The organism is Kitasatospora sp. NBC_01539, from assembly GCF_045040525.1.
GTDB lineage: Bacteria > Actinomycetota > Actinomycetes > Streptomycetales > Streptomycetaceae > Kitasatospora.
In genome coordinates, this window is sequence record NZ_CP109390.1 from 2,696,939 (window position 1) to 2,722,325 (window position 25,387).

Genomic DNA, 25,387 nt, shown 5'->3' on the forward strand with positions numbered 1-25,387 from the left:
GGACCGCAACCGGCACCCCTGCGACCTGCGGCGATCCCGCGCCGGCGAAGGTCCGTCAGGGCGCGCCGACCTGCCCAAATCCACCCAAACAAGCCTCCCGGGAAGGGAGACCCGCTCGTGCTGTTCACCGTGTCCGCCGCCCTGCTGTTCGGCGTCGCGCTCGCCCTGATGCTCCGCTTCAAGGCCGTCACCCTCAGCGGCGCGACCGTCGCCGCGCTGTTCGGCTTCTACCTCGCCTCCACCGGCATCGCCCCCGCCGTGAACCACGCCATCACCGGCCTCTTCCACTCCCTCGCCAACCTCCACTGAACGAAGGGATCCGCCATGCCCACCGACGCGAGCAGCACCGAGCCCGGCCCCGAGCAGGACACCGTCCTCGACGTCTTCGCCTACGGCGACGTCACCTGCGCCCACACCGCCAGCACCACCCACCCGGGCCAGTGGTGGCACCTGTGGACCGGTCAGGGCCGCTACCTCGGCTCGGCCAATCGGCCCGAACTTCTCGGCGCACTCATCCAGCAGACCCGCTGACCATCCGCGCCGCCACCGGCCGAACGAACGGAGGAACCACCCATGCCCGCAACCCGCACCGCCGCCCTGCTCGGCCTGCCGGACCTCGCGTTCACCGCCGACGGCGGCGCCCTGGTCCGCGAGATCGAGGCCTACCTCGCCACCCAGCCCGCACCCCTGCGGCCCGCCGTCCCGGCCGTCTGCGCCCACGGCCGGGCCCCGATCGCCTGGGACCTGGGCCTGACCCGCCCGCAGCCCACGGCACTGGACCGGCTGCGGCGCCGCCCGCCCGCCCCGGTCCCGATCGACACCGCCACCCACCTGCGCCTCCTCTCCCGCTACCTCACCGTCCACGGCTGGTGCCAGGGCCGGCTGTGGGACGAGCAGGGCCGCCGCTGCCTGCTCGGCGCACAGCTCGCCGTCCTCACCGCCGGATACGGCACCGAGGCCACCGCCATGCGCGCCCGCCGCTTCCTCATGGAGCAGTTCACCACCCAGGACCCCACCGTCCGCTCCGTCGACCGCTGGAACGACACCGAGGGCCGCACCCCGGCCCAGGTCCACCGCGCCCTCGACATCGCCGCCGCCCGCGCCCACGGCTGACCGACCAGAGGGCCAATCCCTTCCTCCAGCGGCGCGGACCCGCACCCGACGGGCCGCACTTCCTACGCCGGGAAGCGGCCCGACCTCCTCACCGCCATCGCCGCCTGCCACGGCTCCTCAAAAACCTCAGGAGGAAAGGGTGCTCGATCCAGCTGCGGCCAACATGAGTGCTCAAGAGCCCACTTGCCCCCACCGACCGAAGCCCCCGCCCGGTGCGGCAACATAACGACTTCGCAACGGGTTTCCACCCAGGGGTGGCCCCGAAGAGGGCATCGAGGCCCACGTCAGACAATAAGCGCAGCTCACAACCCCTGAACGTCCGCGAGGAACCGCTGGCAAAACCTCGCTGGCGGAGGCTCGCCCGCGTCCGACAAAATTCAGGGCATGAAGCAGGTGAAGCAGAAAAGGAACCCTCCAGCAACGCTCCACAGGATTTCTCCTGTGAGGATTTCAGCCGAGCTCCGTGACCCGCGGCTCAAGGAGCACTCCGAGCTCTCTCCGGATAGTTCCGCCGAAATTGGTACAGATTATTTCTCCTGGTGCTCCTCTGCAGGTCTCGCTCCCACACCTGACGGGTGGGGCCTGCTCCACGGAACATTTCTCAGCAAGCGGGGGCGCCGGGCCAGAGTAACCTTCGCCACCGACGATCTCACATTCCATCGAACTTTCGTCGCCGCCTCAGAGATGCGCCCAAGCATGGGAATCCAGGCTGACCCGAGGCGCTATCCGTTCACCAGGAATGGGTGGCCCGGCCCCGCCAGGCAGGGGGGCAGTTGGGTAGACACCCCGGTGTCACCGTGGCGTCCGACATTCCGCGAAGCATCCCCAACAGTGAACACCAAAAACCATGTTCACGGCCTTCAACTCCTCAACGGAAGGGCAAGGGAAGTTTGTGTAGTTTTCTGCCGTAGTCGCTCCGGGGATCGCTGGATCATCCTCGACGTACATCCGGCCGAATCCCAAACGATGATCATCCTGGAGAGCGGTGATGAATTCTTCATGCCCCCCAGGACTGCGGTAATTCCGGGATGGAATTTGAAATCCGTTCCGCCGCCGTGCATGGAGCCCGGCTGCATGCAAGTGCCAGAGACGTTCCTCTAGCGCTGTTTGCCTGTGCCGACCGCTGTTCCGCCCGACACCCATCCCCATGCGGATGTCGGGCGGTGCGGGGGACGGACAGACCCGCTCCCGACACCCGAACGCCCCTTTGGAGGCACCCGTGTCCGTGGGAGAGACCCCGATCACCGTCGTCGGCAACCTCACCGACGACCCCGAACTCCGCTTCACCCCCGCCGGCGTCGCGATGGCCCGCTTCACCATCGCCTCCACCCCGCGCACCTACGACAAGACCACCGGGCAGTGGAAGGACGGCACCGCGCTGTTCCTGCGCACCACCGCCTGGCGCGAGACCGCCGAACACGCCGCCGACACCCTGACCAAGGGCATGCGCGTGGTCGCCACCGGGCGCCTCGTCCAGCACAACTGGCAGACCCCCGAGGGCGAGAACCGCTCCATGCTCGGCCTCGACCTCGACGACATCGGCCCCAGCATCAAGTTCGCCACCGCCAAGGTCACCAAGACCCAGCGCACCAGCAACGGCGGCAATGCCGCTCCGGCCGCCGACCCATGGGCGAACGCCGCCCCCGCCCCGGTCGGGGCCGGATTCGGCCCGGCCCCGACCGGCGGCAACTCCGGTGCCGAGCCGCCGTTCTAGGCACGGCGTCGCCCCTCCGAGCAGCACGAAAGCCCCGCGGCAGCCTCCGGCTTCTTGGCAGAGAGGCGGCTGCCGCGGGGCCCGTCCCGTCCCGTTCCCACGAGAGCAGGAAGACCAGCATGCCCGAGTTCAGCACCCGCACGCTCGCCGTCCTCGACGACACCACCGACCGCGAGCGCGCCTCCGACGGCCGTTCCCGCTTCGGCGTCTACCTCACCCAGCACGCCCGCGACCTGCACGACGACGACGGACCGCTCCCCGCGCCCGCGTTCGCCGCGGCCGTGTGGCGGATCGCCACCGGCCCCATCATGTCCCCCGGCTACGTCCGGATCCGGCCCGACCTGCACCACCTCGCGCCCGCCGTCGACGAGAACGGCGGCCTCGTCCTGCACATCGATGTACCCCTGCGCCACCACCACCTCGCCCACCGCCCGCACAGCCTCACCGATTGGCACGACCTGACCAACGCCTGGGCCGACGACCACCGGTGGCCCATCCTGGTCCAGCCGGATACCTCCACCCGCCCGGCCCTGTCCGCCACCGCACACCTCGCCATCCCCGTCCCCGGCGACCTGATCAGCGAGCCGAGCACCCACGAGCCGGGCCCGCGTATGACCGTGGAGGCCAAGCACACCCTCGCCGCACTCGTCCGCTTCGCCAACACTCACGCCCACCTGGTCACCGACCTGCTCGCCGGGGGTGCACGGTGACCCTGACCTACATCGACTTCTTCTGCGGCGCCGGCGGCTCCTCCACCGGCGCCGCCGCCGTCCCCGGCGTCACCCCGGTCCTCGCCGCGAACCACTGGGACAAGGCCATCGCCTCCCACGCCGCGAACTTCCCCGCCGCCGACCACTTCCTCGGCGACCTCCACGACACCGACGTCGCCGCCTTCCCCGCCGCCGACCTGTTCTGGGCCTCCCCCGAATGCCCGAAGTGGTCCAACGCCCGCGGCAAGGCCCGCGACTTCGACAAGCAGCCCGACCTGTTCGGCGAAACCCTCCCCGACCCCGCCACCGACCGCTCCCGCGCCCTCATGTGGGACGTCCCCCGCTACCTGGAGGCCACGGCCGCCCGCGGCAAACCGGTCCTCGCCGGCGTCGTCGAGAACGTCATCGACGTCCGCGCCTGGGACCTGTGGACCGCATGGGTCGGCGACATCCGGGCCCTCGGGTACCGCACCCGGCTGATCGCCCTCAACTCCATGCACGCCCGACCCCGCACCACCACCCCCGCCCCCCAGTCCCGAGACCGCCTCTACCTCGCCTACTGGCACGCCGACCTCCGACGCGACCCGGACTGGGACAAGTGGCTGCGCCCCACGGCGTGGTGCCCCGGCTGCGAGCAGGTGGTGCGGGCGGTGCAAGCCTTCAAGAAGCCCGGCGCCGACATGGGCCGCTACCGCCAGCAGTACCTCTACCGCTGCCCCCACGTCACCTGCCGCAACGCCGTCCTCGAACCCCCCGTGCTCCCGGCCGCGTCCGCGATCGACTGGACCCTCCCGGGCACGCCGATCGGCGACCGCAAACGCGAACTGTCCCCCAAGACCCTCGACCGCGTCCGCGCCGGACTGGCCAGGTACGCGGTGCCGCTGCTCACCCCGGCCGGCGGCACCTGGCGCGAGGACGCCTCCCCCGTCACCGGCCCGGCGCCCGCCCGGACCACCCGGGAGAACGACGGCCTCGCCGTCCCGCCGCTGCTCGTCCCCGCCGAGGGCCGCGACGGCAAGAGCGCCGCTCCGGCGTCGGAGCCGCTGCGGACCCAGACCGCCCGCAACGAGACCGGCCTCGCCTGGCTGCCGTTCATCGCCGAACTGCGCGGCGGATCCTCGGACGCGCGCCCGGTGCTGGACGCGCTCGCCACCGTCACCGCCTCCGGCAACCACCACGGCCTCGTCACCGCCAACAACACCGCACCGGACTGGTCGTCGCTGCTGCTGCCCTACTACGGCAACACCACCGCCCGCCCGGTCGCCGACCCTATCGGGGCACTGACCACCCGGGACCGGTACGCGCTCGTCAACGGCCCCCGGGTGGCGGTCGAGGACGTGCTGTTCCGGATGCTGGAGCCCGGCGAGATCGGCGCAGCCATGGCCTTCCCCGCCCGGTACACGGTGCTCGGCACCAAGCGCGAGAAGGTCCGCCAGTACGGCAACGCCGTCACCCCGCCCGTCGCCGAAGTCCTCGTCTCCGCCCTCGTCGAGGCCGTCACCGGCCACGACCTCGAACCGGCGGACCTGCGGTGACCGGCCGCACCCCGCCCCTGGCCGGCGCCGACCTGTGGCAGGCCGTCCTGGCCGCGGCAGCGGGCCGCTGCCAGTGCCGCGGAGCCTGCGGCAAGTCCCACGCCAAGGACGGCGGACGCTGCAACCGCGAACACGGCGGCCACCAGCAGCACCACGGCGGCACCGTCCACCTCATCGCCGCCCCCGCTGAACCCGCCACCCTGCTGCTGCCCGCGCACCAGGCCGCCGCACTGCCCAAGCGCGACCTCGCCGCCTGGTGCCCCGCCTGCCACGACGCAGCCCAGCGCACCGCCCGCAAGGCCCGGCACGACACTGCCCCGGCCACCGAGCCGGACGCCCTGTTCTGACCCCGAACCGGAGGCACCCACCGTGAGCGTCACCCTCCCCGACCTGCCGACGATCATCCGGCAGCTCACCCCGCACATCGGCACCGACGAGACCCTGCCCGTCCTGAACGGCATCTACCTGGAAGCCACCGGCACCCACCTGTACGCCTGCGCCACCGACCGCTACACCTTCGCCCTCACCCGCCGCAAAGCCCCCGAGACCACTCAGGACACCTGGTCCGCAGTCATCGCCCGCACGGACCTGACCGCCCTGCGGGCCCTGTGCCCCACCCGCCGCCACGCCGCCGAACTCACCCTCACCCACGACCGGCCCACCACCCGCACCCCCGACGGCTCGCTGACCGTCAGCGACGGCACCCGCTCCCTGCGGCTGTCCGCCAACGCCCCGCTCGCCGGCCACTTCCCCAAGTGGCGGCCCCTGTTCGCCACCGCCCTGGCCGCCGAACCCCAGCTCACCGAGGAAGCGCACTACAGCGCCGCCTTCCTCGCCCGCTGGGCCCACGCCCCCACGAACCGGTACGAACCGCTCACCACCTGGTCCGCCGGGCCCCGCAAGCCCCTGCTCGTCGCCGCCGGCCACGACTTCCTCGGCCTCCAGATGCCCATCCGCCACGACGACCGGCCCGGCGCCCCCGACGACGAGCGCCACGACCGCACCGCCCTGCGCACCACCTGGACCGACACCCTCAACGCCATCGCGGCCACCAGCCGACACCTCACCGCGGCCTGAGCACCACCCCCGCGCGGCGGGCCGGTGCCGTGTCCAGCAGCACCGGCCCGCCTCCCTCCCCGAGCCCGCACCATGACGGAAGGCCGCACCATGCCCGCACACCACCTGCTCGCCGACGCCCTCGCCCTCGCCCGGACGGGCGTCCCCGTGCTGATGCTCCGGGCGGGGAAACTTCCCCTCGGCAACTGCCCGCAGTGCGTGGGCAACGCCTGCGGAGGACGGCCGAACATGAAGAGCGCCGGCCCGTGCATCTGCCCGGCGCCGTGCCACGCATGGGCCGCCGCCACCACCGACCCCGCCGTCCTCACCGGACCCGCCTGGGCACCGGCCTGGCGCGAGGCCCACGGCCTCGCCTACCACCCCGGCGGAGCCGGAGTCACCGTCCTCGACCTCGACACCCACGACGCCGTCGCCTGGGCCCAGGCCACCCTGCCCGCGACGCGCACCGTGCCCACCACCCGCGGCCAACACTGGATCTACCGCGGCGTCATGCCCTCCGCCAACTCCGTCCGACCCGGCGTGGACATCAAGTCGCATGCAGCGTACGCCCGCTGGCTCGGCCCCGGCACCGGCACCATCGCCCGGCTTCCGGCCTCCGTCCAGGCCCTGGCGCGCAAGGAAGAGACCACCCCTCCCCCGCCGGGCGGCCGGGTGGTCTCTTCTCCCACCGCGGCACGGTGGTCCCGGAGTGGAAGCGGCGGGTGCCGCCACACCGACAGCTACCTGAACCGGGGCCTGCAGCACGGCATCGCCAAGATCCGGGCCCACCGGAAGTCCGGCGCCAGCTCCCAGACCTTCGGCGTCGCCCGCTTCCTGGCCGCCCAGCACTCCCAGTGCCCCGGCCCCTGCGACCTCGACACCATCGCCCGCCACCTCATGGACGCCGCCGAATCCGTCGGCGTCCCGGCCGACTACGCCGCCCGCGCCGTCACCAACGGCTTCGCCCAGGCCGGACACACCGCATGACCCGCCCCGCAGGCCCCGACAACCCGCGCCCCGCCCCGCACCTGCGCGTCGTGAACGACTCGCAGGACGCCCCCTGGCCCGACGAAACTGACCCCACCACGGACCCGTGGGCCGACACGGCACCCGAACCGCCGCAGGCCGCCCCCACGGCCCCTCAGGCGCCGCCCAGGCCCCGCGCCGTGTGGAACGCCGCCGACCTGATGGCCACCGACTTCCCCGAACCCCGCTGGGCCGTCCCCGGGTTCTTCGCCGAAGGCGTCAGCCTGCTCGCCGGACCACCCAAGGTCGGCAAGTCCTGGCTCTCCCTGGGCCTGGGCCTCGACGTCGCCGCCGGCCGCCCCGCCTTCGGCACCGTCCCCGTCGAACCCGGCCCCGTCCTCTACCTCGCCCTGGAAGACACCCCACGCCGCCTCAAGACCCGCATGGGCAAACTCCTCGCCGGACGCCCCGCACCCCGCGACCTCACCCTCGTCACCGAGTTCCCGCCACTCCCCCAGGGCGGCGCCGACGCCCTCGACCGCTGGCTCACCCAGAACCCCAGCGCCCGCCTCGTCGTCATCGACGTCTTCGCCAAGGTCCGCGGCAACTCCGCCCCCGGCACCGCCGCCTACGACGCCGACTACGCCGCCATCGGCCACGTCAAACAGGTCGCCGACCGCCACTCCGTCGCCACGATCCTCGTCCACCACGTCCGCAAGATGGGCTCCGACGACTTCCTCGCCGAGGTCTCCGGCACCAACGGCCTCGCCGGCGCAGCCGACGCCACCCTCGTCCTCAAGCGCTCACGCGGCAAAGCCGACGGCGTCCTGCACATCACCGGCCGCGACGTCGACGAGAACGAACACGCCCTCGCCTTCCAGCCCGACACCGGCCACTGGCAGCTCCTCGACGGCCCCGCCACCGACCACACCATCGGCGACACCCGCGCCACCATCCTCACCCACGTCCGCCACCACCCCGGCGCCAAGCCCAAGGACATCGCCGACGCCACCGGCCTCGACTACGCCAACACCCGCCAGACGTGCACCCGCATGGCCAAGGACGGCCAGCTCCACACCGACGCCAGCGGCGCCTACGTCGTCCCCAAGCCGGTGTGACAGACCGAACCACCCCCCGACTGTCACAGCTGTCACTCATGTCACCGCAGGCCGCTGACCTGTGCAAATGCCAGTGACACCACAGTGACAGCCCTGCCCAGGAGTCACCGACCACCCGGAGGAGCCCCTTGTCCACCGCAATGCCCGCCGCTTTGACCGTGCCCGAGGTCATGGCTGCGCTCCGGCTCAGCCGCAGCAAGGTCTACGACCTCATCCGGTCGAGAGCGCTTCCCAGCTTCACCATCGGCCGCTGCCGGCGCTTCGACGCCGCAGACGTGACCGCCTACATGCGCCAGCGAATCGAGGAGAACTACTGATGGCCAAGCGAGCCAACGGCGAAGGCACCATCACCCGCCGCAAGGACGGGCGTTACGCCGCCGCCGCGTACGTCTACAAGCCCGACGGCACCCGCGCCCGCAAGTGGGTCTACGGCAAGACCCGGGCCGAGGTCGCCGACAAGCTGACGGAGATGCAGGAGAAGACCCGCCAGGGCATCCCCGCCATCACGTCCAGCATGCCGGTCGACAAGTACCTGGACTACTGGCTCCGGACCGTGGCGCCCGAGCGGTACAAGCCCTCGACCATGTCGAGCTATGAACCCATCACGCGGGTCTACATCGTTCCCGCACTCGGCCGGAAGCCGCTCAACAGGCTGACTCCGGCGGATGTGCGCCGCTTCCTCGCTGACTTCCGCGCCGGCTGCCTCTGCTGCCTGCGCCGCGTCGACCACAACCGGGCCTCCGACAAGCGCGAGTGCTGCGCGATCGGGAAGTGCTGCGAGCGGCGCCCCTCGGCACGCACGGTCCAGTACGCCCATGCCGTGCTCCGTTCCTCGCTGCAGAACGCCGTGCGCGAGGAACTGCTGGCCCGGAACGTGGCCCGACTGGTGGAGCGTCCCTCCGTGCCCCACAAGGAGGTCCAGCCGCTCAACGCGGCCGAGGTACGTCTCCTGCTGCGGGCCGCACGGGACCACCGGCTCTACCCGCTCTGGCTGCTGCTCGTCTCGACGGGCCTGCGGCGAGGCGAGGTGCTCGCGTTGACCTGGTCGGACATCGACCTCAATGCGCGGCAGTTCCGGGTGCGGCGCAACCTTCAGCGGGTGAAGGGCAGCCTGGTGTTCGGAACCCCCAAGACGGCCCGCTCCCTGCGCACGATCGCGTTGCCGGTTTCCTGCGTCGCCCAGTTGCGAAAGCGGCGTGAGGAACAGCTCCAGGAGCGCGCCGAGGCGGGCATGGAGTGGCAGCCCCTCGACATCCAGCCCGAGGGGCTGGTCTTCACCACGCTGACCGGCACGGCACTGGACCCGCGGAACCTGAACCGCAGCCTCGCGGCGCTCTGTGCCGCGGCCAATGTGCGGCGGATCCGGGTGCACGATCTGCGGCACACCTGCGCCTCGCTGATGCTCGCCGAGGGGGTCGCCGTTCGCACCATCATGGAGACGCTGGGGCACAGCACCATCACCATGACTCTGGATACCTATGCGCACGTCATGCAGACGACGTTGCGCGAGGCGGCGGACCGGATGGACGACGCGCTCGGCATCGTCGCCGAGGCCGGTACGGACGACCCCGAGGACGGAGAGGGGCCGGCCGCCGGGGTGCCGGCGAAGCGCTGATCAGACGGGGCTGATGTCACCCGTGGATGTCAAAAGAGCCGGAGACTATGTCTCCGGCTCTCCGACCACTGTCGGGACGACAGGATTTGAACCTGCGACCCCTTGACCCCCAGTCAAGTGCGCTACCAAGCTGCGCCACGTCCCGTGGTCCTGTTGCTTCGGTTCGCCGACCGGGGTCGGTGATCTTCGGCTTCTTGACCTTGCCTCCGGTCTCCCGGCGACGTGGAAAACAATACAGCACGTGGAGGGGTGCTCGCTGCCAGGTTTCGGGTGTGGGGGGTGGTGGCGAGTTGGCTGGTCAGGGGGTGGGGTGGCGGGAGTCGTAGCGGAGGAAGGCGGGGCGGCGGGCGGCGAGGAGGAGGACGGCGGCGACGCAGGCGAGTCCGCCGGTGACGACGGCGATGGTGACGGAGGAGGTGAGGGCGGCGACGGTGCCGGATTCGAAGTCGCCGAGGCGGGGGCCGCCGGCGACGACGACGATGAAGATGCCCTGGAGGCGTCCGCGCATCTCGTCGGGGGCGGCGACCTGCATCATCGTGTTGCGGAAGATCATGCTGACGGTGTCGGCGCAGCCGGCGGCGGCGAGGAGCGCGAGGCCGATCCAGAGGTTGTGGACGAGGCCGAAGCCGGCGATGGCGAGGCCCCAGGCGGCGACGGCGGCGAGGACGGCGGCGCCGTGGCGGTGGACGCGGCCGACCCAGCCGGAGAAGAGCGCGCCGCAGAGGGCGCCGACGGCGGGGGCGGCGACCAGGAGGCCGACGGTGCCGGCGCCGCCGCCGTAGAAACCGGCGGCGATGGCGGGGAAGAGGGCGCGCGGCAGGCCGAAGATCATGGCGGCGAGGTCGGCGAGGAAGCTCGTGCGCAGGTTGGGGCGGGTGGCGAGGAAGCGCAGGCCGTCGAGGACGGAGGCGCGTCCCTTGCGGTCGCCGAGGGGGCGCATGGCGGGCAGGCGCCACATGGCGTACAGCGTGGCGCTGAAGGCGACGGCGTCGACGATGTACGCGGACTGCACGCCGTACGCGCCGATGAGGAGGCCGCCGAGCATGGGTCCGACGGTCATGCCGAGGTTCATGCTGACGGTGTTGAGGGCGTTGGCGGCGGGGAGCTGGTGCTTGGGCACGAGGCGGGGGATCATCGACGACCGCGCGGGCGAGGCGAGGGCGAAGAATCCGGCCTGGGCGGCGACGGCCGCGTACAGCAGGGCGACGGCGCCGAGGTCGAGGACGGCCTGGGTGGCGAGGAGGACGGAGACGACGGCGAGGCCGGCGGAGCCGACGAGGCCGAGGCGGCGGCGGTCGACGGTGTCGGCGACGGCACCGCCCCAGAGGCCGAGGGTGACGAGGGGGACGAGGGAGAAGAGCCCGACGAGGCCGGTCGCGAAGCTGGAGCGGGTGAGGTCCCAGACCTGTACGGCGACGGCGACGGCGGTCATCTGCTGGCCGACGGAGGAGACGGTCTGGCCGAACCAGAGGCGCCGGTAGTCGGGGTGGTCGCGCAGGGGCCCGATGTCGGCGAGGGCTCCGCGGGCGGCGCGGCCCAGGCGGCCGCGCGACGGCGTTGCCGGGACGGGTTCCGGTCCTGCTACGGGTATGGAGGCGTCACCGGCGGAGGCGTGGTCGTCGGCAGGGGCACCGGGGGCCGGGGCGGCGGCGGGATGGTCTGAGGGCATGCCCCCCATCGTCGGCCAGGGGTCTTCGCCGGCGTCAGGCGGGTTCCCCCTTGGTGACGACGTGCCGTTCGCCGGCTTCCACGGCGACGGGGAGCTTGTTGCCCGGGGGCGGGAACGGGCAGATGAAGTGGTCGGCGAAGGCGCAGGGCGGCAGGAAGGCCCGGTTGAGGTCGAGCACGGTGCGGCCGTCGGCGTCGGGGGCGGGCAGGGTGAGGAACCGGAAGCGGTACGTCTCGTGGCCGCTGGTGGTGTCGGCGATGACGGCGCTGAGCCGGCCGCCGGTGGAGCGGCCGACGGTGAGTGCGTGCTCCTCGCCGCAGAGGGTGAAGGCGATCTGCCCGGCGAGCGCGAGGGGGCGCTCCCGGCCGTCGGCGTTGGGCACGGTGAGGGCCTGGTCGCCGCGCTCGAACGGCGTGAAGACGGCGGTGACGGCCCAGTCGGGGGCGTACGGGTAGGTGTCGATGCCGGCGAAGGCGGTCCTGGCGGGTGCGGCGGGGTCGAAGACCCGCAGGGCGAGTTCGCCTTCGCGTTCGATCGGCACGAGCCGCAGCTCGCCGTGGGTGGCGCGCTGCGGCTCGGGGTGGGTGTCGGGGTGGAGGGCGACCTCGCCGTGCAGGTACGCGCCACCGTGCACGGACGCGTCGCCGCCCTCGGGGAGGATGCCGTCGGCGGCCTCGACGTGCAGCCGTACGGTGCCGTCGTGGGCCCACCATTCGCCGGGGAGGCCGGGGATGCGCTCGCGGTCGGGCCCCAGCCAGTGGGTGCCGACGAGGGCGAGCGGCCCGTGCGGGGCTCCGGCGGCGGCGGTGCGGGCCTCCGTCCAGCGGTGCCAGGATTCGAGGGCGGTCTCGGCGGCGGTCATCGGATGTCCTCCTGGGCGTCGGCGCGGGGCGGGTGCGGCGGGCTTGCTCTGGCGTGCGGTGCGGCGAGTACGGTGCGGGCGGCGGTCAGCGCCGTCCGAGCGGACGGAAGAGCCCCTCCTGGACGACGGACACGACCAGCTGCCCGCTGCGGTCGAAGATCTCGCCGCGGGCGAGGCCGCGGGCGCCGTGCGCGATCGGCGACTCCTGCTGGTAGAGCAGCCATTCGTCGGCACGGAACGGCCGGTGGAACCACATGGCGTGGTCGAGCGAGGCCATGTCGAAGTTGCGTTCGCCCCAGAGGGGTTCGACGGGGGCGCGGACCGCGTCGAGGAGCGTCATGTCGCTGGCGTAGGTGAGGGCGCAGACGTGGATCAGCGGGTCGTCCGGGAGGGCGCCGTTGGTGCGCAACCAGACGCCGCTGCGCGGCTGGACGCCTTCGAGGTCCTCCTTCGTCCAGCGCAGCCGGTCGACGTAGCGGATGTCGAAGGGCTGGCGGCGGCTGATGAAGGGCGGCAGTTCGCCGAGGCGGGACCCGACCTCGTCGAGGGCGCTGGGGAGGTCCTCGGGCGCGGGCACGTCGGGCATGGCGTCCTGGTGCTCGATGCCGCCCTGCTCGGGCAGGTGGAAGTCGGCGGTGAGCGCGAAGATCGACCGGCCCTGCTGGATCGCCAGGACGCGCCGGGTGGTGAACGAGCGGCCGTCGCGGATGCGGTCGACCTGGTAGACGATCGGCACGCCGGGCACGCCCGGGCGCAGGAAGTAGGCGTGCAGCGAGTGGACGGGCCGGCCGGTCTCGACGGTGCGGCCGGCCGCGACGAGCGCCTGCCCCGCGACCTGGCCGCCGAACGTCCGCTGCAGGGCCTCCTCCGGGCTGCGGCCGCGGAAGATGTTGAGCTCGATCTGCTCCAGGTCGAGCAGGTCGACGAGCTGGTCGACGGGCGTCCCCATGGTCGTGTGTCCTCTCCCGGCCGCCGTCCGCCGGTCCCGGGATCTCCGGTCCGGCGGCGCCCGGCGCCTTCTACGTCTACCGAGAAGTCTCCTCCGTATCGGGGAATTCCCGCCGCCCGGGGGTGTCGATCACCGGGATTCCGGCCGTCGGCGTGTCGTGGGCAGGCGTGTCGGCCACCGTCCCGCGGGCGGCGGCCACCGTCCCGCGAGCGGCGAGCGGTGGTCAGGCCAGGCCCGACTGCCGGACGGTGATGTTCAGACGCCCGGTCAGCCCGAGCGCGGGGTCGGCGGTGCCGGGCAGGGTGCGGACGACGCCGTGGTAGGCGAACCGGGCGGGGCCGCCGAAGACGAAGAGGTCGCCGCTGCGCAGTTCGAGGTCGGTCCACGGGCGGGTGCGGGTCTCGGTGTTGCCGAACCGGAAGACGCACGTGTCGCCGAGGGAGAGGGAGACCACCGGCGCGTCGGTGCGCTCGTCCCTGTCCTTGTGCAGGCCCATCCGCGCGCCGTGCGGGTAGTGGTTGACGAGGGCGACGTCGGGCGCGTACCCGGCCGCGCCGGCGATGTCGGGCGCGTACCCGGCCGTGCCGGCGATGTCGGGCGCGTACCCGGCCGTGCCGGCGACCGTGGCCCGGCCGTCGGGGCCGTACGCGGCGGTGAGGGCGCGGCGGGCGAGGTCGCCCAGTTCGTCGGGGAACGGCTTGACGGGGGTGCCGTCCCCGTCGACGACGGTGCGGGCGTAGCCGTACGGGTACCAGTGCCAGCCGAGGCAGACCGTCCGGACGGACATCTCGGCGCCGCCGGGCAGCCGGACGGTCCGCATCCCGGCGGGCGGGCGCGCCCAGGCCCGGCAGGACTCGACGAGTCGGCGCTGTTCGGCGGGGGCCAGCCAGTCGGGGAGGTGCACCGCGCCGGGGGCCGGGTCGGCGCGCTCGCGCGGGAACGGGAGGGGGTCGCCGCTCATGCCCCCATCCTTCCAGCCGTTCCAGTCCTTCCAGCCCGCGGAGGCCGTCGGCAGCGGCGCACTCCCCCGGTGCCGTACAGCGCCCGAACGGCACCGGGGGACCGCCGGACCGTCCCCGGCCCGATCGACCCCCGTCCGATCGCTCCCGTCCGATCGCTCCCGTCCGATCGCTCCCGTCCGATCGGCCCCCGTCCGATCGGCTCCCGCCCGATCGACATGCGGCGCCGGGCGCGGCGGCCCACGCTGGTCGGGAGGCCCGGTCCGCCCCTGCGGCGCCGGGCTCCCCGCCCGCCCCGCCGCTGCGCGTACGCCGCGCCGCGCCGCGCCCCCGAAGGAGCCGGTATGAGCAGGCTGGACTTCGCCGTCGTCGACCTCCCCGAGTCGTCGATGCACAAGACGGCCGTGCTCGTCACGGGCGCCCACGGGACGATGCTGGTGGACACCGGGTTCACCCGTTCGGACGGGCGGCGGCTCGCCGAGGTCGTCCGGGCCGTCGGCCGGCCACTCGGCACGGTCGTGGTGAGCCACGGCGACCCGGATTTCTACTTCGGCACCGAGGAGGTGCAGAACGCCTTCCCCGACGCCCGCTTCGTGGCCCACCCGCAGGTCGTGGCGCACATCGCGGAGACGTACCCGGCCAAGCTGGCGGTCTGGGCGCACCTGGGCAGCGAGCTGCCGACGCGGCCGCCGCGGCTGCAGCCGCTGGACGGTGACGTGGTGACGTTCGAGGGGCACAGGTTCGAGGTGCGCGGCTTCGAGCCGAAGCTGCCCGGCCACCACTTCCTCTGGGAGCACCGCAGCCGGGTGATGCTCGGCGGGGTGGCGCTCTTCCAGGGCGTGCACGTGTGGACGGCGGACACCCCCGACCCCGCGCAGCGCGCCGCCTGGATCGACCTGCTGGACGCCATGGAGGCGCTGGAACCGGCCCTGGTGGTGGCCGGGCACCGTACGGCGGGCGCCCCGACCGACACCTCGGCGATCACCTGGACGCGCGACTACCTGAAGGACTTCGAGCGGGAGCTCGGCAAGGCGCCGGACGCCGCCGCGGCCCAGACGGCGATGCTGCGCCTCTACCCGGACGCGGGCCTGCCGGTGGCCGTCGAGCTCGGCACGAAGGTGGCGAAGGGCGAACTGGTCTGGGGCTGAGCGACGCCGCGGCCGGGACCGGGACCGGGACCGGGACCGGAGCCGGGGCCGGGATCGGGGTCGCGGCCTGGGCCGGGGCCGGGATCGGGGTCGCGGCCTGGGCCGGTCCGCGGCAGCAGGCCGATCTGCCGGGCGCAGGACGCCCAGGCCTGCCAGCCCTGTCGGCGCAGGATCTCCTCGGCGACGGTGATCTGCTCGCGCCGGGCGGCGAGGTCGGGGCGGACGGCGTACTGCAGTCCGCCGGCCTCGGCCCAGGTGGGCGGCCAGATCTGGAGGCCGCCGTAGTAGCCGTTCCCGGTGTCCGCCTGCCAGTCGCCGCCGCTCTCGCAGTCGGCGAGGGCGTCCCACACCGCATCGGGCGTGGGAAGGTCGGCGTCGGCGGCCGCCGCCGCCGGCGCGGACACCCGCACACTCGACGCCGACCAGCCCAACACCGGCACGCCCAACACCGGCACGCCCGACACCAGCACGCCCGGCAGCAGGATCAGGGGCGCGAACACCGTACGGAACACCCTCAGGGCCTCGGGGCACACAGCACCCGAGCGTAGCCACCGCACGAAAACGCCGCCCGCCGGAGACGCCCGCCCGCCCGTACGCACCCATGCCCGCCCGCCACGCACGCACGCACCGGAAACGCCCGCCGGCCGCCGTCCGTACGCGGGGTACGGGCGGCGGCCGGCGGGTGTCGGCGCTGCGTCAGGCGTGGGCGGAGGGCGCAGTGCCGGGTGGTTCGGGGGTCCGGTGTCAGACCGACAGGACCTGGCCCGGGAGGATCAGGTTCGGGTTGCTGCCGATGACGCCGGCGTTGTTGTCGTACAGGGTCTTCCAGTCGACGCCCTTGGCGTTGGCGATCTTGCTCAGGGTGTCGCCGGCCTTGACGGTGTACGAGCCGCCGTCGGTCTTCTTGGTGTTCCAGTCGGACTTGGCGCGGGTCTCGCTGCGCGAGGCCTTCTGCTCGGTGTCGGCCTTCGGCGCCGGGGTGGCCGGGGCGGCGGCCTTCGGCGCGGTGGTGGCCGGGGTGGCGGCCTTGGGCGCGGCGGCCTTCGGCGCCGGGGTGGTGGTGTCGACCTGGGCGGCGGCGCCGCCCTTGGTCAGGCCGGCCTTGACGGAGCAGACGGGCCAGGCGCCGGGGCCCTGCGAGGCGAGGACCTTCTCGGCGACGGAGATCTGCTGCGCCTTGGTGGCGAGGTTGGCCTGCGAGGCGTACGCGGTGCCGCCAAAGGCGGCCCAGGTGCTGTTGGTGAACTGCAGGCCACCGTAGAAGCCGTTGCCGGTGTTGATCGCCCAGTTGCCGCCCGACTCGCACTGGGCGACGGCGTCCCAGGTGGAGACGGAGGCGGCGGAGGCGGAGTTGGCCGTGACGAGGCCGGCCACCGGGAGGGCGGCGACCATGGCGCCGCCGACGAGGGCCGTCCGCACGCGGTTGCGCTTGACGGCGGTGGTGGTGGCAGCGGCGGACTCGTTACGGAAGGTCATGGGATTCCTCTCCACAGCCCCGGGCGGGCATGCGGAACCAGAGCCCTGGGGGCCCGGTTCGTCTGCCTCGTCCGCAAGGCGGCTGTGCACGTGTCGTACGTGCCGTGCCGCCCCGGCCACCTTCCGCGCCGGCCGCGGTGGTCAGCCGCTGCGGCGGGCACCGGCTCCGACCGGTCGGGCCGGTGGGCGGTGCGTGGGGGTGAACCCGGGAAGTGCTCGGTGCACTGCCCAAAAAGCTACGAGTCGTCCGGCCGGGCACCAAACGGTTTCGGGTCCGCGCAGCTCAGCGACGCGTTACCGCCGGTATCGATCTAGCAGATCGCAGCGCTTTGCCCGGTTTGACCATATTTTCCATGATCAACCCTCGTCCGGCCGTGACCCTGCTCACCGGTGACGGGCTGTGACCTCGGGCACAGGATCGACAGACGGCGACCATTCGTCCACCCGTTGCAGTCAGATCCGCGGCAAATCCCGTCGCCGCCGGACGCACCCGTGACCCCGGCCACAGGCGGCCCGTTGGGAATGGCGGTCACGTGCGCCCGTGCCACCCCTGACGACCGGAGGAGTCCCCTTGCCGCGCATGCTCGATGTCTGCGACGAAGTACGAGCCGAAATCGGCGACGACGAGGCGGATCGCCTGCTCGCCGGCGCCCACGCCCCCGACGCCTACGACTGCACCTCCTGCCGGGCTCCCGGCGACTCGCTGCGCGAGGCCACCAGCACGGTGCTCTTCATCGGCGACGAGACGGCCGTGCTCGCCTTCGCCCACGCCCGCTGCATCCCGTCCCAGGTGGTGCCGGTGGCCGAGGAGCAGCTGCTGGGCGCCGTCCGCTCGATCAGCCAGGCGCAGGGCGGCATCGGCGCGCCCGCCCCGTCCGCCTACGCGCCGGAGCCCGTGCACGCCGCCCACGCCGGGTATCCGGCCCCGGCGCACGCCTACCCGGGCGTCCCCGCGCCCGCACCCGCACCGGCCCCCGCGCCGCAGCAGTACGCCCCGGCCGACCCCGGCGCCCAGCCCGCCGTCCTCGGCGTCACCTGCGGCCTGGTGCTCTGCGGGGACACCCCGTACGCCGCGCTGGTCGTCGAGCCGACCGGCCCGATCGCCCGGCCCGGCAGCGGCTCGGCGGAGGACGAGTTCCTCTCCCTCCTCACCGACCACGGCTTCCAGCTCGTCGGCTCGGTCGACCGGGTGCCGGTGCGCCCGCTCACCGGCTGGTCGGTGCTGATGGCGATGGGCCAGCTGCACGCGATCCTGCAGCCCTCCGCGGCCGGGGGCAGCACCGCCTGGTGGCAGGCCCACCAGCCGCTCCAGGTCACCGACGCCTGGCGGTCCTCCGTGAGCCGTCGCTCGGAGGTGATCATGTACGCCGTGCCGGCCGGCACCATCGGCCGCCAGCCCCGCGAGGACCTGCTGCGCATCGCCCTCGACCGGGCGGCCGGTCAGGGCATCCTGGCCGCCGGCATGCTCCCGCTCGCCGGCACCTGACCCGCCCCTCGGAGAGGCACCGCCCCACCCGGCACCGGCCCGCCCGGGACCGGCAGCACCGGCCCACCCGGGACCAACACCAGCACCAGCACCGGCACCCGGCGCACCTCCGGCGCCCGGTGCGCAGCACACGACCGGCCGGCCGCGCGCCGCCCGGGGATGAGGGCCGTCCCGACCCCGCATCCCCGGGCGGCTTCGCTCGTTGGCCCTCACGTGTACAGCTACGACGTCGCTCCCACCACCCGCCCGTCCGCCGCCCTCACCATTCCGGGCATGCGCCCCGCGTACGACGCGGGCCGCCCGACCTCGCCGACCCCGATCTACGACTCGCTGTACTCCGAGTACCGCAGACTCTTCCGGGCCCTCCCGGGTGACCGGACCGACGAGGAGCAGCTGCGCCTCCCCGTGTTCGGCGGCTACGGGTACGCCGGGTCGGCCGGTGCGGCGCCGTACCCGCAGCACCAGGCGTTCGAGACGTTCCCGGGGCACGCGCAGGGGATGCCGCAGTTCATCTCCGAGAGCCGGACCACGGGCGAGGCGCACATCGACGCGCACGGCGACGCGCACGGCGACGCGGACGGCGGCGCGTTCGCGGAGGCCTCGGGCCGGCTGCAGCACGTGGAGCACCAGCAGGGCCGCGTGGCGGCCGCGCAGGCGTCGGGCGGCGGGCAGGGCTGGGTGGCGGCGGGGTACCTCGGCTCCGGCCGGGCGGAGGCCGGCGGGCCCGGCGCCGGGGCGGCCGAGGCCGTCGTCGGGGGGCGGCTCCCGGTGGGCGCCGACGTGGTGACGGCCGGCGGGCGGCACCGGTCGGTGCTGCAGCTGCCGCCGGGCCGCTCGGGCGAGCAGCGCTGAACCTGCGCGTCCCCCGCCGCCGGGGGTCGCGAGAACGGCCGGGGCCGGGCAGCGTGATCGCTGCCCGGCCCCGGCCGTCGACGGTGGGTCCTACTTCTTGCGGCGCTTCTCGCGCACCCGCACCGAGATCGAGATCGGGGTGCCGGCAAAGCCGAACTCCTCGCGCAGGCGGCGCTCGATGAAGCGCCGGTAGCCGGCCTCCAGGAAGCCGGAGGCGAAGAGCACGAAGCGCGGCGGGCGGGCGCCGGCCTGGGTGCCGAAGAGGATGCGGGGCTGCTTGCCGCCGCGCACCGGGTGCGGGTGCGAGGCGACGAGTTCGCCGAGGAAGGCGTTGAGGCGCGCGGTCGGGATGCGGGTCTCCCAGCCGGCCAGCGCGGTCTCGATGGCGGGGACGAGCTTCTCCATGTGGCGGCCGGTCTTCGCCGACACGTTGACGCGGGGGGCCCACTGCACCTGGACGAGGTCGCGCTCGATCTCGCGCTCCAGGTAGTAACGGCGCTCCTCGTCGAGCTGGTCCCACTTGTTGTAGGCGATGACGACGGCGCGTCCGGCCTCGACGGCCATCGAGATGATCCGGGTGTCCTGCTCTGCGAGGGTCTCGCTGGCGTCGACCAGCACGACCGCGACCTCGGCCTTCTCCAGTGCGGAGGAGGTGCGCAGCGAGGCGTAGAAGTCGGCGCCGGCGGTGAGGTGGACGCGGCGGCGGATACCGGCGGTGTCGACGAACTTCCAGGTCTTGCCGCCGAGTTCGATCATCTCGTCGACCGGGTCGCGGGTGGTGCCGGCCAGCTCGTTGACGACCACGCGCTCCTCGCCGGCGACCTTGTTGAGGAGGCTGGACTTGCCGACGTTCGGGCGGCCGATCAGGGCCACGCGGCGGGGGCCGCCGAGCGGGCCGGAGCCGAAGGTCTGCGGCGGGGCCTCGGGCATGGCATCCATGACGGCGTCCAGGAGGTCGCCGGAGCCGCGGCCGTGCAGGGCGGAGACGGGGTAGGGCTCGCCGAGGCCGAGCGACCACAGGTAGGTGGCCTCGGCCTCGGTGGACGGGCCGTCGACCTTGTTGGCGCAGAGGACGGTGGGCTTGCCCGCCCTGCGGATGATCTTGATCAGGGCTTCGTCGGTGTCGGTGGCGCCGACGGTCGCGTCGACGACGAAGAGCACCGCGTCGGCGGACTCGATGCCGTACTCGGCCTGCGCGGCGACCGCGGCGTCGAGGCCGAGGACGTCGATCTCCCAGCCGCCGGTGTCGACGAGCTTGAAGCGGCGGCCGTTCCAGGTCGCCTCGTAGGTCACGCGGTCGCGGGTGACGCCCGGGCGGTCCTCGACGACGGCCTCGCGGCGGCCGATGATGCGGTTGACGAGGGTCGACTTGCCGACGTTCGGGCGGCCGACGACGGCCAGCACCGGCAGCGGTCCGTGCGAGGCGGCGTCGAGGTCGGCGTCGATCTCCTCGGCGTCGAAGCCCTCCTCGGCGGCCAGCGCGAGGAACTCCGCGTACTCGCTGTCGCCGAGTTCGCCGTGGGCCGTGGTGGTGTCGTTGCTCATGCTCGGTTTTCCATTTCCCGGCGCGGCCCTTCCCAGGGGCACGCCGTGCGTATCTGCCCGTGCGGGCAGCGCGAGGCCACGATCCTGTGGCCTGAGGGTCGGACCGGACGGTCCGGGGTGGTTCACGAACGGTTCAGGGGGTTCAGGTGGTGCTGCGGCACGGCGGTGGTGCCGCGGTGCCGCGGTCAGGCGGTCGGAACGGCTCAGGCGGCGGACGGCTCCTGCGACCGCTCCTCGACGAGGGCGGCGACGGTGTCGATCACCTGGTCGAGGGTGAGCGTGCTGGTGTCGACGAGCACGGCGTCCGCGGCCTGGGTCAGCGGGGCCGTCTCCCGGGAGGAGTCTGCGGCGTCCCGGCGGGCCAGGTCCGCGGCCATCGCGGTGATCGTCTCCTCGTCGACGCCCTTCGCCCGGAGTTCCGCGGCGCGGCGCTCGGCGCGGGCGGTGCCCGAGGCGGTGAGGAAGATCTTCGCGGTGGCCCCGGGGAAGACCACGGTGCCCATGTCCCGGCCCTCGGCGACTATGCCGCGCACCGCGTGCTCGGCGCAGCCGCGCTGCAGCTCGACCAGGCGCGAGCGCACGGCCGGGACGGCGGAGACCGCGGACACCTTGGCGGTGACCTCGGGGCCGCGGATCGGGCCGGAGACGTCCTGGCCGTCGACCGTGATGGTCGGGCCGGCCGCGTCGGTGCCGGAGAGGATGACGGGCTTGCCGCAGGCGATGGTGACCGCCTCGGCGTCGTCGACGTCGACGTCGTTGGCCAGCATCCACCAGGTCATCGCGCGGTACATGGCGCCGGTGTCCAGGAAGCTCAGGCCGAGCCGGGCGGCGACCGCCCGGGAGACGGTCGACTTGCCGGAACCGGAGGGTCCGTCGATGGCGACGACGACCGGGGCGTGCGCTCGGTCGGCAGTGTCCACGGGGCGAACCTCTCTCTCGGTCCGGCGCGCTCGGCCGGGATGACTATCTCAAGGTTAATGGACCGGCGGAGGGTCCCCGTCCGGGCGCCCGCCGATCGCGAAGGCCCACCGGCGCAGCTCCGGCCACCGGAGCAGGAGCACCGGTGCGGTGACGGCATCGGCGTCGGCCACCCGGAGGCCGGTCAGGGTGCGGAAGGGTACGGAAGGGGGCGGATCAGTCCCGGACGCTCCAGCCGCGGTCGCGCAGCCCGTTGGTGAGGAGCCGCACGGCGGCGGGGGCGACGTCGAGGTGCACGTGGCCGACCTGCTGGCCGGAGGAGTGCTCGATGGTGACGTCCTCGATGTTGACGCCGAGGGCGCCGACCTCGCCGAAGAGCCGTCCGAGCTCGCCCGGCTGGTCGCCGAGCACGACGGTGACGGTCTCGTAGCGGGTGGGCGGCGCGCCGTGCTTGCCGGGGATGCGGGCCTGGCCGGTGTTGCCGCGGCGCATGACGGCCTCGATGCCGGAGGCGCCGGCGCGGCGTTCGCCCTCGTCGGCGGCCTGCAGGGCGCGCAGGGCGGTCACGGTGTCGTCGATGTCGGCGGCGACCTCCTGCAGGATGTCGGCGACCACCCCGGCGTTGGCGGAGAGGATGTCGACCCACAGCGCGGGGTTGGAGGCGGCGATGCGGGTGACGTCGCGGACGCCCTGGCCGGAGAGCCGGACGGCGGTCTCGTCGGCGTGTTCGAGGCGGGCGGCGATGATCGAGGAGAGCAGCTGCGGGGCGTGCGAGACGAGGCCGACGGCGCGGTCGTGCGCGGTGGCGTCCATGACGATCGGCATGGCCCCGCAGAGGGCGACGAGCTCCAGCGCGGCGTTGAGGGTGTCGGTGTCGGTGTCCGGGGTGGGGGTGAGCACCCACGGACGGCCCTCGAAGAGGTCGGCGCGGGCGGCCAGCGGGCCGGAGCGCTCGCGGCCGGCCATGGGGTGCCCGCCGATGTAGTGCGCGGTGTCGCAGCCGAGCGCGGTGACCTCGCTGCGGGGGCCCGCCTTCACACTGGCCACGTCGGTGTAGCAGCGGGCCAGGTCGCGGCGCTGGCAGTCGGCGAGCACCTTGCCGATGAGGGCGGGCGGCACGGCGATGATCGCCAGGTCGACCGGTGCGTCGGGGAGTTCCGTGGTTCCCGCGCCCAGGGCGGAGGCCGTGCGGGCCGCGTCCGGGTCCGCGTCCTCCAGGTACACGGCGACGCCGCGTCCGGCGAGCGCGAGGGCGGCGGAGGTGCCGATCAGTCCGGTGCCGATGACGGCGGCTGTGCGCATGGCGGGGTGCGTCTCCTGGTGCGGGTGGCCGGCGGTGGTCCGCCGTGCGCCCATCCTCTCGCAGCGGACCCGCCGGTGTCCGCCCGGGCCCGCCGCCCCCGGGCCGCCGGCGGGCCGCACCGGTGGCCGTCGGCGGCCTGCGGGGCATGCCACGCAACCACCGCGGGCCGCTCGCCGTCCACTCTCCCGACGCGCAGGGGAAATCCGGCGCGCCGCGGCGGCGGCGGGGGCAGACTGGGCGCCCCGGGCTCACGGGACGGACGAAGGGGGCAGGACGGGGTGTCAGCGGAGACGGCGGCAGGACGCTGGGAGTCGGTGCTCGACTCGGTGGTGGTGTACGCGAGCGGGGCGCTGTGCCGGCGCCACGCGCGCGGGACGGTTCCGGCGGACGGCCGGGTGCGCCTGACGGGCCTGCCCCGGGTGGCGGACGCGTCGTCGCTGCGGGCGTCGGTGCTGTCCGGCGGGGCGCGGGTGACGTCGGTGCGGCTGGAGTCCGAGGCGGAGCTGCGCGACCGCGCCGACCTGCCGGAGCTGCAGCGGCGGGTGGAGCGCGCCCGGGACGTCGTCGACGCGGCCCGCGGCCGCGCCGCCCGGCAGGACTCCCGGATCGCGGAGATCGCGGGCGTCCGGGCGGTGCCGCCGGCGCCGCAGTCCGACGAGCCGCACCGCCGCGTCCCCGCGGACGCCTGGCTGGAGCTGGCCGACTTCGTCGACGAGCGGCTCACCGCGCTCCACGCGCGTGCCGCGCTGCTGGCCGAGGAGGTGCGGCTGGCCGAGCACGCGCTCGCCGTCGCGATCGACGCTCTGGCCCGCGCGTCGACCGCGGACCGCGCGGAGCCGACGGCGCTCACCCGCACGGCGCTGGTCACGCTCGACGGCGTGCCGGACGGCGCCGAGGTCGGGCTGGAGCTGGAGTACGGCGTGCCCGGCGCGGTGTGGGTGCCGACGTACCGGCTGACGTACCGGCAGGGCGACGACTCCGGCACGCTGCTGCTGCGGGCGCAGCTCGCGCAGCGCACCGGGGAGGACTGGACGGGCGTGCGGGTGGGCCTGTCGACGGCCGACCTGCACCGCCGGACGGACCTGCCGAAACTCCGCTCGCTGCGGATCGGCCGCCGCCAGCCGGTGCCGGCGCCGCCGGGCTGGCGGGAGCCCCCCGGCGGGCTGCGCGACCTCTTCGCCGGGTACGACGCGGCGGGCCGCCCGCCGGAGCCGGAGTTCGGCGGCACGCGGCGGCCGGTCGCCCCGGCACCGCGGCCGGGCCGCGCCGGACGGCCGGGCGGCGGCGGCGCGCTGGGCGGCGGGTCCGAGGGCGCGGGCGGCGACAGGACGTTCGGCGCGGCGATGCCCGTCCCGCAGCCGCCTCCCGCCCCGACCGGTGCGGCGTTCCCGATGGCGGCCCCCATGGCGTCCGCCGTGCCGGCGCCGCCGGGTGCGCCCGCCCCGCAGGCGTACGGTGCGCCGCCGCCCGCGGCCCCGGTGCGCGCCCGCAGGACGGCCGCGCCGGTCGACCGCGGCGCGCCGCTCGGCGCCCAGGCGGACGCCCTGCCGGAGGTGCTGCCGCCGCCCGGCCCGTCGGAGTCCCAGCTGGACTACGCGGGCCTGCTGCTGAACGGCCCCGACGACGCGCCGCACCGCCGCGGCCTGCTCGTCCCGGACGCGGTCCACGACGCGGCGACGGTGCTCCAGGAGAACCGGGCCCGTTCGGTGTCCGCCCTGCCGCTGCCCGCCCACGCGGTGCGGCCGCGCGCGTCGGCGGGCTCGTTCGACCAGCGGTACGACGCCGAGGCGCGGGCCGACATCCCCTCGGACGGCACCTGGCACACCGTCACCGTCGGCGCGATCGAGGTGTCGCTGCGCACCGAGTACGTGTGCGTGCCCTCGGTCGAGGAGGCCGTGTACGCCACCCTGGTGCTCTCCAACCACAGCGCGGGCGCCCTGCTGGCCGGCCCGGTGGAGGTCACCGCGGACGGCGACCACCTGCTGACCTCCGCCCTGCCGACGCTCGCACCGGGGGCGGCCCGCCGGGTCGGCCTGGGGCAGGCGGAGGCCGTCCGCGTGTCGCGCCGCACCGAGCTGCACGAGTCGACCGCGGGCCTGCGCAACAACGTCACGGTGCTCGACCACCGCATCCACGTGGAGCTGGCGAACCGGCTGTCGCACGCCGTCACCGTCGAGGTGCGCGAGCGCGTGCCGGTCACGGCCGACACGGACGTCCGGATCGAGGAGCGCGCGGCCTGGACCGCCCCGGACCACCCGAGCGACTCCCACCCCGCCGGCACGCGCCGCTGGCGGGTGGAACTGCCCGCGGGCGGCACCACCGCCCTCGACGGCGGCTACGAGATCCGCATCCCGGCCGGCAAGGCCCTCGTCGGCGGCAACCGGAGGAGCTGA

At 74.1% G+C, this 25,387-nt stretch carries 25 protein-coding genes and 1 tRNA gene; 16 read left to right on the forward strand and 10 right to left on the reverse strand.

Features of this window, described 5'->3' with window-relative positions; translation table 11 throughout:
* Positions 1-117: 117 nt before the first annotated feature.
* From OG335_RS11545 to OG335_RS11600, 12 genes are all read left to right on the forward strand, one after another.
* Positions 118-309 (forward strand): hypothetical protein, encoded by a 192-nt coding sequence (locus tag OG335_RS11545; RefSeq protein ID WP_405010995.1) that lies wholly within the window; start codon positions 118-120, stop codon positions 307-309.
* 15 nt (positions 310-324) lie between these two features.
* On the forward strand, positions 325-531 hold the full coding sequence (locus OG335_RS11550; RefSeq protein ID WP_405010996.1) for a hypothetical protein: 207 nt from the start codon (positions 325-327) through the stop codon (positions 529-531).
* A gap of 42 nt (positions 532-573) precedes the next feature.
* A complete protein-coding gene (locus OG335_RS11555) occupies positions 574-1,113 on the forward strand; it encodes a hypothetical protein (protein ID WP_405010997.1) in 540 nt (179 codons plus the stop codon).
* A 1,219-nt stretch (positions 1,114-2,332) separates the two neighbouring features.
* Positions 2,333-2,827: a single-stranded DNA-binding protein gene (gene ssb / locus OG335_RS11560; RefSeq protein ID WP_405010998.1), complete on the forward strand. Its 495-nt coding sequence runs from the start codon at positions 2,333-2,335 to the stop codon at positions 2,825-2,827.
* 119 nt (positions 2,828-2,946) lie between these two features.
* Positions 2,947-3,537 (forward strand): hypothetical protein, encoded by a 591-nt coding sequence (locus OG335_RS11565; protein ID WP_405010999.1) that lies wholly within the window; start codon positions 2,947-2,949, stop codon positions 3,535-3,537.
* Complete coding sequence (locus OG335_RS11570) at positions 3,534-5,072, forward strand: DNA cytosine methyltransferase (protein ID WP_405011000.1); 1,539 nt, start codon at positions 3,534-3,536, stop codon at positions 5,070-5,072. The genes OG335_RS11565 and OG335_RS11570 overlap by 4 nt, the downstream gene beginning before the upstream one ends.
* The gene (locus OG335_RS11575) at positions 5,069-5,419 is read left to right on the forward strand and encodes a hypothetical protein (protein ID WP_405011001.1); all 351 of its coding nucleotides are present in this window, start codon (positions 5,069-5,071) and stop codon (positions 5,417-5,419) included. Before OG335_RS11570 ends, OG335_RS11575 begins: the two co-directional genes overlap by 4 nt.
* Before the next feature lie 22 nt (positions 5,420-5,441).
* Positions 5,442-6,149, forward strand: a complete 708-nt coding sequence (locus tag OG335_RS11580) for a hypothetical protein (RefSeq protein ID WP_405011002.1) — start codon at positions 5,442-5,444, stop codon at positions 6,147-6,149.
* Positions 6,150-6,239: 90 nt separating this feature from the next.
* Positions 6,240-7,115 (forward strand): DNA primase, encoded by an 876-nt coding sequence (locus OG335_RS11585; protein WP_405011003.1) that lies wholly within the window; start codon positions 6,240-6,242, stop codon positions 7,113-7,115.
* Positions 7,112-8,212 (forward strand): AAA family ATPase, encoded by a 1,101-nt coding sequence (locus tag OG335_RS11590; RefSeq protein WP_405011004.1) that lies wholly within the window; start codon positions 7,112-7,114, stop codon positions 8,210-8,212. The genes OG335_RS11585 and OG335_RS11590 overlap by 4 nt, the downstream gene beginning before the upstream one ends.
* A gap of 140 nt (positions 8,213-8,352) precedes the next feature.
* A complete protein-coding gene (locus OG335_RS11595) occupies positions 8,353-8,529 on the forward strand; it encodes a helix-turn-helix domain-containing protein (protein ID WP_405011005.1) in 177 nt (58 codons plus the stop codon).
* On the forward strand, positions 8,529-9,827 hold the full coding sequence (locus tag OG335_RS11600; RefSeq protein ID WP_405011006.1) for a tyrosine-type recombinase/integrase: 1,299 nt from the start codon (positions 8,529-8,531) through the stop codon (positions 9,825-9,827). The genes OG335_RS11595 and OG335_RS11600 overlap by 1 nt, the downstream gene beginning before the upstream one ends.
* Positions 9,828-9,898: 71 nt before the next feature.
* Here OG335_RS11600 and OG335_RS11605 read toward each other — a convergent pair.
* From OG335_RS11605 to OG335_RS11625, 5 genes are all read right to left on the reverse strand, one after another.
* Positions 9,899-9,972 (reverse strand) — tRNA-Pro (locus tag OG335_RS11605).
* A gap of 153 nt (positions 9,973-10,125) precedes the next feature.
* Positions 10,126-11,496: an MFS transporter gene (locus tag OG335_RS11610; RefSeq protein WP_405011007.1), complete on the reverse strand. Its 1,371-nt coding sequence runs from the start codon at positions 11,494-11,496 to the stop codon at positions 10,126-10,128.
* A 34-nt stretch (positions 11,497-11,530) separates the two neighbouring features.
* Positions 11,531-12,358 (reverse strand): DUF1684 domain-containing protein, encoded by an 828-nt coding sequence (locus tag OG335_RS11615; protein WP_405011008.1) that lies wholly within the window; start codon positions 12,356-12,358, stop codon positions 11,531-11,533.
* Positions 12,359-12,443: 85 nt separating this feature from the next.
* The gene (gene tesB / locus OG335_RS11620) at positions 12,444-13,307 is read right to left on the reverse strand and encodes an acyl-CoA thioesterase II (protein WP_405011009.1); all 864 of its coding nucleotides are present in this window, start codon (positions 13,305-13,307) and stop codon (positions 12,444-12,446) included.
* A gap of 223 nt (positions 13,308-13,530) precedes the next feature.
* Entirely contained in the window at positions 13,531-14,268 is a 738-nt protein-coding gene (locus tag OG335_RS11625; RefSeq protein WP_405011010.1) for an alpha-ketoglutarate-dependent dioxygenase AlkB family protein, read from the reverse strand.
* A 342-nt stretch (positions 14,269-14,610) separates the two neighbouring features.
* On the opposite strand from OG335_RS11625, the gene OG335_RS11630 reads away from it, so the two are divergent.
* Positions 14,611-15,414: an MBL fold metallo-hydrolase gene (locus tag OG335_RS11630; protein ID WP_405011011.1), complete on the forward strand. Its 804-nt coding sequence runs from the start codon at positions 14,611-14,613 to the stop codon at positions 15,412-15,414.
* Here OG335_RS11630 and OG335_RS11635 read toward each other — a convergent pair.
* Positions 15,339-15,914 carry a transglycosylase family protein gene (locus OG335_RS11635; protein WP_405011012.1) on the reverse strand — a complete coding sequence of 192 codons (576 nt, stop codon included), beginning with the start codon at positions 15,912-15,914 and terminating at the stop codon, positions 15,339-15,341. The two genes, OG335_RS11630 and OG335_RS11635, sit on opposite strands and share 76 nt — an antisense overlap.
* Before the next feature lie 244 nt (positions 15,915-16,158).
* A complete protein-coding gene (locus tag OG335_RS11640) occupies positions 16,159-16,890 on the reverse strand; it encodes a transglycosylase family protein (RefSeq protein WP_405011013.1) in 732 nt (243 codons plus the stop codon).
* 580 nt (positions 16,891-17,470) lie between these two features.
* On the opposite strand from OG335_RS11640, the gene OG335_RS11645 reads away from it, so the two are divergent.
* Positions 17,471-18,376, forward strand: coding sequence for a hypothetical protein (locus tag OG335_RS11645; RefSeq protein ID WP_405011014.1), 906 nt, complete (start codon positions 17,471-17,473; stop codon positions 18,374-18,376).
* A gap of 213 nt (positions 18,377-18,589) precedes the next feature.
* Positions 18,590-19,228, forward strand: coding sequence for a hypothetical protein (locus tag OG335_RS11650; protein WP_405011015.1), 639 nt, complete (start codon positions 18,590-18,592; stop codon positions 19,226-19,228).
* 90 nt (positions 19,229-19,318) lie between these two features.
* Here OG335_RS11650 and der read toward each other — a convergent pair whose 3' ends face one another.
* The 3 genes from der to OG335_RS11665 form a co-directional block, all read right to left on the reverse strand.
* Positions 19,319-20,773 carry a ribosome biogenesis GTPase Der gene (gene der, locus OG335_RS11655; protein WP_405011016.1) on the reverse strand — a complete coding sequence of 485 codons (1,455 nt, stop codon included), beginning with the start codon at positions 20,771-20,773 and terminating at the stop codon, positions 19,319-19,321.
* A gap of 203 nt (positions 20,774-20,976) precedes the next feature.
* Positions 20,977-21,693: a (d)CMP kinase gene (gene cmk, locus OG335_RS11660; RefSeq protein ID WP_405011017.1), complete on the reverse strand. Its 717-nt coding sequence runs from the start codon at positions 21,691-21,693 to the stop codon at positions 20,977-20,979.
* Between the two features lie 214 nt (positions 21,694-21,907).
* The gene (locus OG335_RS11665) at positions 21,908-22,993 is read right to left on the reverse strand and encodes a prephenate dehydrogenase (RefSeq protein WP_405011018.1); all 1,086 of its coding nucleotides are present in this window, start codon (positions 22,991-22,993) and stop codon (positions 21,908-21,910) included.
* Positions 22,994-23,272: 279 nt separating this feature from the next.
* Between OG335_RS11665 and OG335_RS11670 the strand changes: the two genes are divergently transcribed.
* Complete coding sequence (locus tag OG335_RS11670) at positions 23,273-25,387, forward strand: DUF4139 domain-containing protein (RefSeq protein ID WP_405011019.1); 2,115 nt, start codon at positions 23,273-23,275, stop codon at positions 25,385-25,387.